The sequence below is a fragment of the Enterobacter sp. AC1 genome (genome assembly GCF_050434705.1).
Taxonomy (GTDB): Bacteria; Pseudomonadota; Gammaproteobacteria; order Enterobacterales; family Enterobacteriaceae; genus Enterobacter; species Enterobacter cloacae_L.
Genome location: NZ_JBNDIZ010000010.1, coordinates 64,380 through 76,725 on the forward strand (window position 1 = coordinate 64,380; position 12,346 = coordinate 76,725).

General features: G+C 55.7%; 12 protein-coding genes. 2 read left to right on the forward strand and 10 right to left on the reverse strand.

Annotated features, from left to right (window positions below; genetic code table 11):
- Nucleotides 1-101: 101 nt before the first annotated feature.
- The 3 genes from dusA to M2433_RS21380 all read right to left on the reverse strand — a co-directional run bounded on the left by dusA (nucleotide 102) and on the right by M2433_RS21380 (nucleotide 3,151).
- Nucleotides 102-1,097, reverse strand: a complete 996-nt coding sequence (dusA, locus tag M2433_RS21370; protein WP_429057491.1) for a tRNA dihydrouridine(20/20a) synthase DusA — start codon at nucleotides 1,095-1,097, stop codon at nucleotides 102-104.
- Nucleotides 1,098-1,179: 82 nt separating this feature from the next.
- On the reverse strand, nucleotides 1,180-2,490 hold the full coding sequence (traF, locus tag M2433_RS21375) for a conjugal transfer protein TraF (RefSeq protein WP_047345600.1): 1,311 nt from the start codon (nucleotides 2,488-2,490) through the stop codon (nucleotides 1,180-1,182).
- Between the two features lie 172 nt (nucleotides 2,491-2,662).
- Nucleotides 2,663-3,151, reverse strand: a complete 489-nt coding sequence (locus M2433_RS21380; protein WP_047345601.1) for a cupin domain-containing protein — start codon at nucleotides 3,149-3,151, stop codon at nucleotides 2,663-2,665.
- 115 nt (nucleotides 3,152-3,266) lie between these two features.
- Here M2433_RS21380 and zur point away from each other — a divergent pair, with 115 nt between their 5' ends.
- A complete protein-coding gene (gene zur, locus M2433_RS21385) occupies nucleotides 3,267-3,779 on the forward strand; it encodes a zinc uptake transcriptional repressor Zur (protein WP_047345602.1) in 513 nt (170 codons plus the stop codon).
- A 47-nt stretch (nucleotides 3,780-3,826) separates the two neighbouring features.
- On the opposite strand, the gene M2433_RS21390 is transcribed toward zur, so the two are convergent.
- The 4 genes from M2433_RS21390 to M2433_RS21405 all read right to left on the reverse strand — a co-directional run bounded on the left by M2433_RS21390 (nucleotide 3,827) and on the right by M2433_RS21405 (nucleotide 6,643).
- A complete protein-coding gene (locus M2433_RS21390) occupies nucleotides 3,827-4,036 on the reverse strand; it encodes a CsbD family protein (RefSeq protein ID WP_014882139.1) in 210 nt (69 codons plus the stop codon).
- Nucleotides 4,037-4,156: 120 nt separating this feature from the next.
- Nucleotides 4,157-5,494 (reverse strand): MATE family efflux transporter DinF, encoded by a 1,338-nt coding sequence (dinF, locus tag M2433_RS21395; RefSeq protein WP_429057495.1) that lies wholly within the window; start codon nucleotides 5,492-5,494, stop codon nucleotides 4,157-4,159.
- Between the two features lie 63 nt (nucleotides 5,495-5,557).
- Complete coding sequence (gene lexA, locus M2433_RS21400; RefSeq protein WP_024906710.1) at nucleotides 5,558-6,166, reverse strand: transcriptional repressor LexA; 609 nt, start codon at nucleotides 6,164-6,166, stop codon at nucleotides 5,558-5,560.
- A gap of 108 nt (nucleotides 6,167-6,274) precedes the next feature.
- Complete coding sequence (locus tag M2433_RS21405; protein WP_429057497.1) at nucleotides 6,275-6,643, reverse strand: diacylglycerol kinase; 369 nt, start codon at nucleotides 6,641-6,643, stop codon at nucleotides 6,275-6,277.
- Between the two features lie 154 nt (nucleotides 6,644-6,797).
- Between M2433_RS21405 and plsB the strand changes: the two genes are divergently transcribed.
- Nucleotides 6,798-9,218 (forward strand): glycerol-3-phosphate 1-O-acyltransferase PlsB, encoded by a 2,421-nt coding sequence (gene plsB / locus M2433_RS21410; RefSeq protein ID WP_429057498.1) that lies wholly within the window; start codon nucleotides 6,798-6,800, stop codon nucleotides 9,216-9,218.
- A gap of 118 nt (nucleotides 9,219-9,336) precedes the next feature.
- Here the strand turns inward: plsB and gntU are convergent, their stop codons facing one another.
- The 3 genes from gntU to gntR all read right to left on the reverse strand — a co-directional run bounded on the left by gntU (nucleotide 9,337) and on the right by gntR (nucleotide 12,330).
- Nucleotides 9,337-10,677 carry a gluconate transporter gene (gene gntU, locus M2433_RS21415; RefSeq protein ID WP_407821127.1) on the reverse strand — a complete coding sequence of 447 codons (1,341 nt, stop codon included), beginning with the start codon at nucleotides 10,675-10,677 and terminating at the stop codon, nucleotides 9,337-9,339.
- A gap of 3 nt (nucleotides 10,678-10,680) precedes the next feature.
- Nucleotides 10,681-11,208 (reverse strand): gluconokinase, encoded by a 528-nt coding sequence (gene gntK, locus M2433_RS21420; protein ID WP_008503362.1) that lies wholly within the window; start codon nucleotides 11,206-11,208, stop codon nucleotides 10,681-10,683.
- Nucleotides 11,209-11,334: 126 nt separating this feature from the next.
- Nucleotides 11,335-12,330 (reverse strand): gluconate operon transcriptional repressor GntR, encoded by a 996-nt coding sequence (gene gntR, locus M2433_RS21425; protein ID WP_021242747.1) that lies wholly within the window; start codon nucleotides 12,328-12,330, stop codon nucleotides 11,335-11,337.
- Nucleotides 12,331-12,346: the final 16 nt, after the last annotated feature.

Here is a 12,346-nt window from a genome sequence, read left to right on the forward strand (position 1 = left end):
GCATTACAAGATTCATGCCAAAGCTAACGTGTTGTTCTTAAAGCAAAACGCCCCGCAAGAATTCGCAGGGCGTGGTGAATTTGACGACTTTTTAGCGTAACTTATCGTTTATCTGCGACCAGACGCAGCGCGTGCTCCAGCACCTCAATATCGGCCCCGGCCTTGTGTGCGTTTTCGCTGAGATAGCGACGCCACTGGCGCGCCCCGGGGATCCCCTGGAACAGGCCGAGCATATGGCGTGTGATATGGCCGAGATACGTACCGTTGCTTAACTCGCGCTCGATGTACGGGTACATCGCTCTCACCACCGTAACCGGATCGCTGTCTGCCCCTTCAACACCAAAGATTTCGCGATCGACCGTCGCCAGAATGCCCGGGTTTTGGTACGCCTCGCGCCCGACCATGACGCCATCCATATGCGCCAGATGCGCATTGGCCTCTTCCAGCGACTTGATGCCGCCGTTAATCGACATCGTCAGATGCGGGAAATCACGCTTAAGCTGGTACACGCGAGGGTAGTCCAGCGGCGGAATTTCCCGGTTCTCTTTCGGGCTCAGGCCAGAAAGCCAGGCTTTACGCGCGTGGATGATAAACATCTCGCATTCACCCTTGCCGGAAACCGTATTGATAAAATCGCACAGGAATTCGTAGCTGTCCTGGTCGTCAATGCCGATGCGGGTTTTGACCGTCACCGGAATGGAGACCACATCGCGCATCGCCTTGATACAGTCCGCCACCAGCTGCGCGTTCCCCATCAGGCAGGCACCAAACATGCCGTTTTGCACGCGGTCGGACGGACAGCCCACGTTAAGGTTGATCTCGTCGTAGCCGCGCGCTTCTGCCAGCTTCGCACACTGCGCCAGCGCGGCCGGATCGCTGCCACCCAGCTGCAGGGCAACCGGATGCTCTTCTTCGCTATAGGCCAGGTAGTCTCCCTTCCCGTGGATGATTGCGCCCGTGGTCACCATTTCGGTGTACAGCAGCGTGTGGCGGGAGAGCTGACGCAGGAAGTAGCGGCAGTGTCTGTCCGTCCAGTCGAGCATCGGCGCAATGGAAAAACGGTGTGCGGGAAAAGCAGTCTGTAATTCTGACGACATGGCGAAGTTTTAAGCATCTGGTGGAAAAGGGGCGCTACTATAGCACAAAGAAAAGCCGGAGGCGCAGCGCCTCCGGTGGACTTTAGAACGTCATGCTCAGCTGAGCCCCTGCGCCCCAGGTTTCGTCTTCACCGTACAGACCCATCAGGTCAACATGAACGGTGCTAAACGGCGCGAAACCGACACCGCCGGTAAAGACATTGCTGTCGTTACCCTTCACGTCCGCACGATAACCCGCACGCACGGCCAGCCAGCTCAGCGGCGTAACCTCGGCACCGACGCCAACGTACTGTGAGTTATCTTCGCTCTTGAAGCCTTTGGTTTCCGTCAGATCGCCATCGGCAGTCAGCGTGACCAGATCGTTGTGCCATGCGGCCCCGGCGGTCACCAGCGGACGGATCTGGTAGGTATCTTTATAGCTCACCACTTCCCCGGTACGCCCGTTGCGGATACGGATATCTTTGGTGTCGATATCACGGGACATCAGGTTTTGTCCGCTCACGCCAACCGTCCAGTTTTCGCCGAAATCAGCCGCAATACCGGCATCAACGTTAAAGCCCGTATCGTCTGTACGGTAGCGGCTGTCGTTCCACTTATTACTGTCGTAATCGTAGATTGAGGTGGTGTAGTTATAGACCCAGGTTTTTTGCAGTTTTGGCGTTACGCCCACGGAAACCGGGACACCGCCGAGATCGAACTGACGGGCAACGGCAACGCCGTAGTCGGACACAATTGCCGCCCGGCCAGAAGCCGTTGAGTTGAGGTTTTTGGTGATTTGATCCGTGCCGTTCAGGGCAGCATCCAGCGCGACACCGGCCGCTACCGCATCGCTTTTTTGAATACCGCGCAGATAATCAATGTCTTGTTGATCGATAGACGAGCTCACCCGACCATGGGCGTAGCCTTTCGCCATAAAGGCTACGGAAAGCACGTCGTTAGGGATACTCACGGCAATGCCAGCCCCTGCCGTCGCGCGTGCGGTTTTGCCCTTGAGATAGTCCAGCTCGTCGGCAAGATCTTTTGCCGCGCCCTGGAACTGGTTAATAGAACCCAGCGGATTGGTGATAATTTCAATCGGCGTAAGATTATCCACCACGTCTTTATAGTGGTTAATTTTGTCGTTGATATTATCAATCTCATCCTGAAGATTGTCTTTATCTGTGATCTGCGCGCCGACCGAAGGCAAGATAACCGTCACATCATCGTCCGGTTTTGCCTTGGCCAGCAGCGCGGGGTTGATTAACGCCCCACTGCCATAGCTGCCAGAGGCAACGCCAGTGCCACCCATTGCGTCGCTACGTGATTCTGTCCAGGTATTGGCTGCTCCCGCCTGATTTGCCATAAACAAAGAGACAGCGATACTCACCACTGAAAATTTAAAATTTTTTTTCACAGGATGCCCGTTATAGTCTGTTATGAAATAACCCCTGTCTGTTATCACCCAAACAGGAACGAACTATTGCTGTGAATAAGGAGTAAAAGACCCGCTATTTCTTTCCCTAAGTAAAACTCCCTTACGGCCTGTTATATTTTGTGACGGCCCTCAATATTTATAGAAGAGGAAATTATTTTTTCCCAGGTTTTCCATCGTGCGGTCCAAAAAACTGTGGAGGATGGTCGACCCAGCGATCTTCCCGCGTGGCGGCATACACGGGGTTGAGCGGGTAGTAGATGCGGTTATGCTTCTTATTGGCCTCGCCTACAACCAATAGCCGAACCTCTTCGTCCGTGTTGTTGATAAAGGTATGGCAGATACCGGTTCCGGCGGGGAACCCCACGCTGTCGCCCGGTTCAAGTTTCCATAAGTAGCCATTAATCCAGGCTTCAGGATAGCCTTCGAGCACGTAAATGAACTCTTCTTCGTCGCTTTCCGCATGGGGATAGGATGTTCTGCGTCCCGGCGGCAAACGCTCATGATGGATGCCAATGCGTCCGAGGCCAAGCTTGCGGGCCAGCGGCGCGCCGATAGAAAACAGCTCGTCGCTGTCTGGATAGGTCGAATCATCCGCGCCTTCAACGTCGCGCCAGTGCCGAATACAGTCAGGTCTTTTCATTGTTGATTTCCCGGTTTGCGATGGGTCAGGTATAGCACAGACTGGCGGATCTCGGTGTTTTTACCAGAACATGATAAAGTGAGGGTTTTCCGTCCTATAACATCCGGGGTGCTACATGGATAAGTCCACAAAAGAGCTGTTAGCGCAGGCCGAAAAGCTGTGCGCGCAACGCAATGTGCGCCTGACTCCGCAGCGCCTTGAAGTATTACGTCTGATGAGCCTGCAGCAGGGTGCCATCAGCGCCTACGATCTGCTCGACCTGCTCCGCGAAAGCGAGCCGCAGGCGAAACCGCCGACGGTCTACCGCGCGCTGGATTTCCTGCTGGAGCAAGGATTCGTGCATAAGGTGGAGTCCACAAACAGCTATGTGCTATGCCATCTGTTCGATCAGCCAACGCATACATCGGCGATGTTTATCTGTGACCGCTGTGGGGTGGTGAAAGAAGAAGGCGCGGAAGGCGTGGAAGACATTATGCATTCGCTGGCCGCTAAAATGGGCTTTGCCCTGCGTCATAACGTGATTGAAGCGCACGGGCTGTGTTCAGCGTGCGTGGAGGTGGAAGCCTGTCGTCACCAGGACGCGTGCCAGCACGACCACTCTATTCTCGTGAAGAAAAAGCCGCGTTAGCGACAAAAGAAAAGGCGGCTTAGAGCCGCCTCGTGGTTTTTTCAGCGTTACCAGCGGTAGTCGTTACGGGTTTCCCAGTCTTTGACTTCGTTTTCCGCCTGATCTTTCGCGTAGCCGTAACGTTCCTGAATTTTACCGACAAGCTGATCGCGCTTACCTTCAATGACGGTCATATCATCATCAGTCAGCTTACCCCACTGTTCTTTCGCTTTACCTTTGAACTGCTTCCAGTTGCCGCCGATTTCGTCTTTATTCATCATCGTGTCCTCTTAGTTAAGCGTCGGGTCGTAACGTCCGTTACGTTCTTTTCTGCTGGACGTGATAATTATTGTAGTTAAGGATTCGGCTGTTGTTTTCATATTCGGAATCTTTAACCGTCACGATATATCGTGACGCGAGGGAAACCAGGTATTGTTCCGCCAGTGGCGCCGCCAGATAAAAGCCAGCGATAGCCCCCGCAGCGAGAGGAAAACGGCAAGGGCCAGCCATAAACCGTGGTTACCAAGCCACGGTAGCGTCAGCAGCGTCACGCCAAACCCTGCCGCCGCGACAGCCATGCTGTTACGCATTTCGGCTCCGCGCGTAGCACCAATAAACATGCCGTCCAGGAGATAACACCAGACGCCGACCACCGGTAAAATCACCTGCCAGATAAGGTAATGGCTCGCCAGCTCGCGCAGTGAAGAAAGAGAGGTGAGTAACGACACGATCTGCTCGCCTAAACAGGCGTAAACCAGACCAAACGCCAGCGCGACCAGTCCCGACTGACGGCAGGCTGCTCGCCAGACATCCTGCAGCTGTCCGCTTTCGCGCGCGCCGTACGCCTGCCCCGAATGCGCTTCAACCGCATAGGCAAAACCGTCCAGCGCGTAGGCGGTAAAGGTCAGAAGCGTCATCAATACCGCGTTGACGGCGACGATTTCGGGTCCCAGCCGGGCTCCGAAAACCGTCAGCGCGCCGAAACAGAGCTGGAGAAGCAGCGAGCGGAGCATGATGTCACGGTTGAGCGCCAGCAGCTTCCGGATATTCCCGCGCCAGGCAGTTTTAAGCAGCGTAAGGGAGATCCCGCGCATCGCCAGAACGCGCCAGACCATCCACAAACCAATAATAAAGGTTCCGTATTCTGCAATCGCGGTTGCCAGTGCCGCACCCTGCACGTTCATATGCAGACCCATCACCAGCCAGACGTCCAGCACAATGTTGAGAAGGTTACCCACCACCAGCAAAATCACCGGTGCACGGGCGTACTGTACGCCCAGGAGCCACCCCAGCAGAACCAGGTTAGCCAGCGAGGCGGGCGCGCTGAGCCAGCGGATTTCAAGGAAACGTCGCGCCTGCTCCAGTACCGCTTCGCTGCCGCCAACGATATTGAGCGCAAGCTCAATCAGGGGAGCGCGCAGTAAAACGATTAGCGCCCCTGCGCCAAGCGCAAGTATCAGCGGCTGCACCAGCGCGCGAGCCAGACGCAGCGGATCTTTTGCGCCATAAGCCTGTGCGGTCAGTCCGGTGGTACTCATGCGCAAAAAGAGCAGCAGCATAAACAGGAAGCTGGTAGCCGTCGCGCCAATCGCCACGCCGCCAAGATAAACAGGCGAATCAAGATGACCAATAACGGCAGTATCGACCAGACCCAGCAAGGGCACGGTGATATTGGAGAAAATCATCGGCAGAGCAAGACGCCACAATGCCTTATCGGATGCCGTCAGCAGTGACATGAAAAATACCGGGAGCAGGAAATGAATCAGGCTACAGCGGAGCCGTAGCCTGCCAGGAGGAGATTAAAGCCATTCACCGTTGCGAATAACCCCAACCGCCAATCCTTCGATAGAGAAGTTATGTTCACGGAGATCCACCACAATCGGGGAGAACTCGTTGTTTTCAGGCAGAAGCTGGACGGTATTACCCTGCTTTTTAAGGCGCTTAACGGTCACTTCGTCATCAATGCGTGCGACCACGACCTGGCCGTTGCGCACATCCTGCGTTTTGTGAACCGCAAGCAGATCGCCGTCAAGAATACCGATGTCTTTCATCGACATACCGCTTACGCGCAGCAGGAAATCAGCGCTCGGTTTGAACATGGCTGGATCGACCTGATAGTGGCCTTCAATATGCTGCTGTGCCAGTAAAGGCTCACCAGCAGCAACGCGCCCCACCAGCGGAATGCCCGTCTCTTCTTCCACCAGCAGGCGGATACCACGTGACGCGCCCGAAACAATCTCAATCACGCCCTTACGTGCCAGGGCTTTCAGGTGTTCTTCGGCAGCATTCGGCGAACGGAAGCCCAGACGCTGCGCGATTTCCGCACGCGTGGGTGGCATACCCGTCTGGCCGATATGATCCCGGATGAGATCAAACACCTCTTGCTGCCTGGTCGTTAACGCTTTCATTCCGCCCCCTGGGTGTATATACAGTTATGCTGTGAGTATATACAGTCAAAGGCGATTTTGGAACCAAAAACTGCACAAAAAACCAGGGACTTAATTATTCCTCGAGGCTCATCGGAAATGTGACCAAAGCAGCGTGACCCAGGTGATAACGGCAGTAATAATTGACAGCAACACGGCAGCAGAGCCCATGTCTTTTGCCCGGCCAGAGAGTTCGTGGAAATCAGATCCGATACGGTCAACAACAGCTTCAATAGCGCTATTAAGAATTTCCACTATCATCACCAGAAGCACGGAGCCGATCAGAAGAACGCGTGTTATTGCATCAACATCAAGGAAACAGGCGATAATCACCGCGATGATAGCGGCGACGCCCTCCTGTCGAAAAGCGGCTTCATTGATCCACGCGGCGCGGAAACCTTTCCAGGAATAGCCGGCGGCTTTGATGATTCGAGTTAACCCAGTGGTATTATTGGCCATTAAAAGAACCTTTTATTGGAAATAGCGTCAGTAACTATAGCTGTAGCGCGTTTCGCTGCCGCTTGAAGTATGACGGGTAACAACAGAAATTTTGCGCGCTTTCTGTTATCCTTGCGCCGCAATTGCATTATTAACCAGAGGCTTTACATCGTTTATGTCCGGCTGGCCACGAATTTACTACAAATTACTTAATTTACCATTAAGCATCCTGGTAAAAAGCAAGTCTATCCCAGCGGAACCCGCGCTGGAATTGGGGCTCGATACGTCGCGTCCTATTATGTACGTTTTGCCTTATAACTCGAAGGCAGACTTACTGACGCTTCGCGCCCAGTGTCTGGCGCATGACCTACCTGACCCGCTTGAACCGCTGGAAGTTGACGGCACCCTGCTGCCGCGTTACGTGTTCATTCACGGTGGACCTCGCGTGTTTACCTATTACACGCCAAAAGAAGAGTCCATCAAGCTGTTCCATGACTATCTCGACCTGCACCGCAGCAATCCTGATCTGGATGTGCAGATGGTGCCGGTGTCGGTGATGTTTGGTCGCCGTCCGGGCCGTGAAAAAGGTGAAGAGAATCCACCGCTGCGCATGCTTAACGGCATCCAGAAGTTCTTCGCGGTCTCCTGGCTGGGACGCGACAGCTTTGTGCGCTTCTCGCCTTCCGTTTCGCTGCGCCGAATGGCGGACGAGCACGGCACCGACAAGATCATCGCGCAAAAACTGGCGCGCGTGGCGCGTATGCACTTCGCCCGTCAGCGCCTGGCTGCCGTAGGGCCACGCCTCCCGGCGCGTCAGGATTTGTTCAACAAGCTGCTGGCCTCTAAAGCGATTGCCCGCGCCGTTGAAGACGAAGCGCGCAGCAAAAAAATTTCGCATGAGAAAGCCCAGCAGAACGCCATTGCGCTGATGGAAGAGATTGCAGCGAACTTCTCTTACGAGATGATCCGCCTTTCCGATCGTATTCTCGGCTTTACCTGGAACCGCCTCTATCAGGGCATCAACGTTCATAACGCCGAGCGCGTACGCCAGCTGGCGCACGATGGCCATGAAATTGTCTATGTTCCCTGCCACCGCAGCCACATGGACTACCTGCTCCTTTCTTATGTCCTCTATCACCAGGGGCTGGTACCGCCGCACATCGCTGCCGGCATCAACCTGAATTTCTGGCCAGCAGGCCCGATTTTCCGCCGCCTGGGCGCCTTCTTTATCCGGCGTACCTTCAAGGGCAACAAGCTCTACTCCACCGTGTTCCGCGAGTATCTGGGCGAGCTGTTCAGCCGCGGCTATTCCGTGGAGTACTTCGTGGAGGGCGGTCGTTCCCGTACCGGACGTCTGCTCGATCCTAAGACCGGCACGCTGTCGATGACCATTCAGGCCATGCTGCGCGGGGGAACCCGTCCCATCACGCTGGTGCCAATCTACATTGGTTATGAGCACGTGATGGAGGTGGGCACTTACGCCAAAGAGCTGCGCGGCGCGACCAAAGAGAAAGAGAGCCTGCCGCAGATGCTGCGCGGCCTGAGCAAGCTACGCAACCTGGGCCAGGGCTACGTGAACTTTGGCGAGCCGATGCCGCTAATGACGTATCTGAACCATCACGTTCCGGAGTGGCGCGAGTCCATCGATCCTATCGAAGCGATCCGTCCGGCCTGGCTGACGCCAACGGTTAACGGCATTGCGTCCGAGCTGATGGTGCGCATTAACAACGCCGGGGCGGCTAACGCCATGAACCTGTGCTGTACGGCGCTTCTGGCTTCGCGCCAGCGCTCGCTGACCCGTGAGCAGCTGACGGAACAGCTGGATTGCTATCTGGATATGATGCGCAACGTGCCGTATTCGGTTGATTCAACCGTGCCTTCTGCAACCGCCAGTGAGCTTATCGATCACGCGCTGCAGATGAACAAGTTTGAAGTCGAAAAAGACACGATCGGCGACATCATCATTCTGCCGCGCGAGCAGGCAGTGCTGATGACGTACTACCGCAACAACATCACCCATATGCTGATGCTGCCGTCGCTCATGGCGGCCATCATCACCCAGCATCGCCGCATCTCGCGTCAGGAGCTGTTACGTCACGTTGATACGCTCTACCCGATGCTGAAAGCGGAGCTGTTCCTGCGCTGGAGCAAAGATGAGCTGGCGGGCGAGCTGGACAAACTGACGGAAGAACTGCGTCGTCAGGGGCTGATCACCGTCACGAATGACGAGCTGCATATTAATCCGTCACGCTCCCGTACCCTTCAGCTGCTGGCGGCCGGTGCGCGCGAAACGCTGCAGCGCTACGCCATTACCTTCTGGCTGCTGAGTGCGAACCCGTCTATCAACCGCGGTACGCTGGAAAAAGAGAGCCGGACGCTGGCACAGCGCTTGTCCGTTCTGCACGGCATTAATGCCCCTGAATTCTTCGACAAAGCGGTCTTCAGTTCCCTGGTGCTGACGCTGCGTGACGAAGGCTATATCAGCGATACGGGCGACGCCGAGCCGGAAGAGACCCTGAAGGTGTACCAGATGCTGGCAGAGCTGATCACCTCGGACGTGCGTTTGACGATTGAGAGCGCCACGCAGGGCGAGTGATGTGAAAAAGCCGGGTGGTGGTTTCACCTTTCCCGGCCTGGTGTTCTGCATAATAAAAAGGCCCGGTAAGCGCTAGCGCTACCGGGCCTTATTTTTCGGCCTTACTAAATCACCGCATTTAGCTCAGCAGCGTAAAGGCAATCATCCCGACAACCGCACCCGTCGTGCCGAGGATGGTTTCCATCAGCGTCCAGGTTTTCAGGGTCTGTGCTTCGGTGGCACCGGTGAACTTACCGAACAGCCAGAAGCCTGCGTCGTTAACGTGGGAGACCACAATCGAACCGCCCGCGATACAGATAGACAGCGCGGCCATCTGCGCACCGGAGTAGTTCAGCTGTTCAATTACCGGCATCACCAGACCGACGGCGGTTAAACACGCCACGGTTGCGGAACCCTGAATGATGCGCACCGCCGCAGCCAGCACAAAGCAGGTTACCGCAATCGGCAGGCCCATTCCGGTCAGCGCTTCACCCAGAGCCGGGCCTACGCCAGAATCCACCAGCACCTGCTTGAACACGCCGCCTGCACCGATCACCAGCAGGATAATACCTGCAGGCTGCAGCGCAGCACCACAGATCTCCATCACCCGGTCTTTCGGCATCCCCTGACGCATCGCCAGGCCGTAAATCGCCACCAGACAGGCCACCAGGATCGCCGTAAATGGATGGCCGATAAACTCGAACCACTCGTAGGCGGAAGACCCTACCGGCACAAAGCGCGCGGCGATGGTTTTCAGACCCACGAGAACCAGCGGCAGCAGAATCAGCGACAGGCTGAAGCCGAAGGACGGCATTTTGCCTTCGCCCAGGTGCGGCTCGGTGATGTCGTCAGGAATGTGCAGCTCAACGTAACGGCTGATGAAGTTGCCCCACAGCGGGCCGGCAATAATCATCCCCGGGATCGCCGCACACAGGCCAATCAGAATCATCCAGCCAAAGTCAGCGTGCATCTGCGAGGCGAGCAGCATCGGCGCGGGTCCAGGCAGCAGAAACGCTGCGGCCGCCGCCACGCCCGCAAACAGCGGAATAACCAGCTTCACGAGGTTAGTGCCGGTGTGGCGAGCCATGGAGAACGCCACGCTAATCAGCAGCACCACGGCGACTTCGAAGAACAGCGGCAGCGCGCAAATCAGACCCGCCAGGCCTATCGCGTAGTGCGCGCGGCTGTGGCCAAAGGATTTCAGCATTTTGACGGCAATCTGGTCGACCGCGCCCGTCTCGTGCAAAATCTTGCCAAACATCGCGCCAAGCGCGACCACAATCGCCAGGAAGCCCAGCGTGCCGCCCATCCCTTTTTCCATCGTCGCGGCAATCTTGTCGAGCGGCATACCGGAAAAGAGACCAGCACCAATAGAAACCACCATCAAAGCAACAAAGGCGTGCATACGCGCCTTCATCACCAAAAACAGCAGCAGCAATACGGAACCCACTGCTGTCAAAACTAGCGTTAATGTACTCAAAACTTACTGCCTTTTATTAATGACCTCGATGGTGCTGGCAACAACACCTTCCAGTGACTGATCGATATCAACCACTAAGACGTCTTTCTCGTCTTCACCCGGCTCCTGCAGCGCTTCGAACTGCGTCACCAGCATTTGAGTTTTGAAGAAGTGACCCTTACGCGCCTTCAGGCGGCTTTCAATCACCTCGAAGTCCCCTTTCAGGTAGATGAAAGAGAGGTTCGGGTTGCCGTCACGCAGCAGATCGCGGTAGGTTTTTTTCAGCGCGGAGCAGACGATCAGGGAAACTTTGTTGGTGCGCTGCATGGCGAACGCGGCGTCATTCAGCGCCTGCAACCACGGTTTGCGGTCGTCGTCGTTCAGCGGCTCGCCGGAGGCCATTTTCATGATATTGCTGCGCGGATGGAGGAAGTCACCATCCAGAAATGCAGCCTGGAGTTGATGCGCCACTTCGCTGGCTACGGCTGATTTCCCGCTACCGGAAACGCCCATCAGGACGTAGACGTGGTGATCGTGATTAGTCGTGCTCAAAGGGTGTCCCTCAGTCAATTGTTACGGGTAACAGTTATCGGTAACATTGTCCTGCCGGGGCAAAAGAGAAGCAATATCCAAACGTGCGCGAAGTGAATAAGTGTGAGCTACTTCAAATTTGTCAGTTCAAATAGATCCACCCGGTGACAAGGTGAAACCTAAATCTAACATTTTTGGGGTAACCGTCTCGCCACGAATGCGCGCCAGCAGGCGTTCTGCGCCAATGCGGCCCATACGTTCACGCGGGGTCAGGACGCTCGCCAGACGCGGCTCCATCACCTGGCCGATGTCGTGGCCGTGGAAACCGGCGATCGCCATATCATCAGGGATCTTCAGCCCCAGACGCTGACACTCAAACGCCGCGCCGACCGCAAGGTCATCGTTGGTACAGAAAATACCGTCCAGTTGCGGATACTCACGTCGCGCCTGACGCATCAGCTCAATACCCGACGTATAGGAAGAGGACTGCTCCACCATCACGCTGTACGGGGTTAAGTTCGCGTCGAGCATCGCCTGCTCGTATCCCTTCTGTTTGATGATAGTACGTTCATCAAGTCGCGCACCCAGATAGGCAATATGACGATGCCCGCGGGCGATAATTGCCGCCGTCATCTGACGCGCCGCTTCGAAGTTATCAAAGCCCACGGCGATGTCGAGGCACGGCGACTGACTGTCCATCAGTTCCACCACCGGAATGCCGGCGACTTCAATCATTTTGAGCGTGCGGGCAGTGTGGGTACGTTCGGTTAAAATCAGGCCGTCAATGTTCCAGGAAAGCATGGATTCCAGACGTTCTTCTTCCAGTTCCGGCTTGTAACCGTAGTGGGCGAGCATGGTCTGGTAACCAAAAGCATCGGTGACGCTTTCAATGCCGCGCAGGACTTCAGCGAACACCTGGTTGGTTAAGGACGGCAGAAGGACGCCCACCGCGCGGCTGGTCGCATTGGAGAGAATATCGGGTGCACGGTTGGGGATATAACCCAGTTCATCAAGGGCAGCGGCAATCTTGCCACGCAACGCCACGGAAACCTGTTCCGGGTTACGTAAAAAACGGCTGACCGTCATTTTGGTCACACCGACGCGATCGGCGACATCCTGAAGTACGGGGCGTTTCTTTTTCATCGTCCTGAGAAATCTT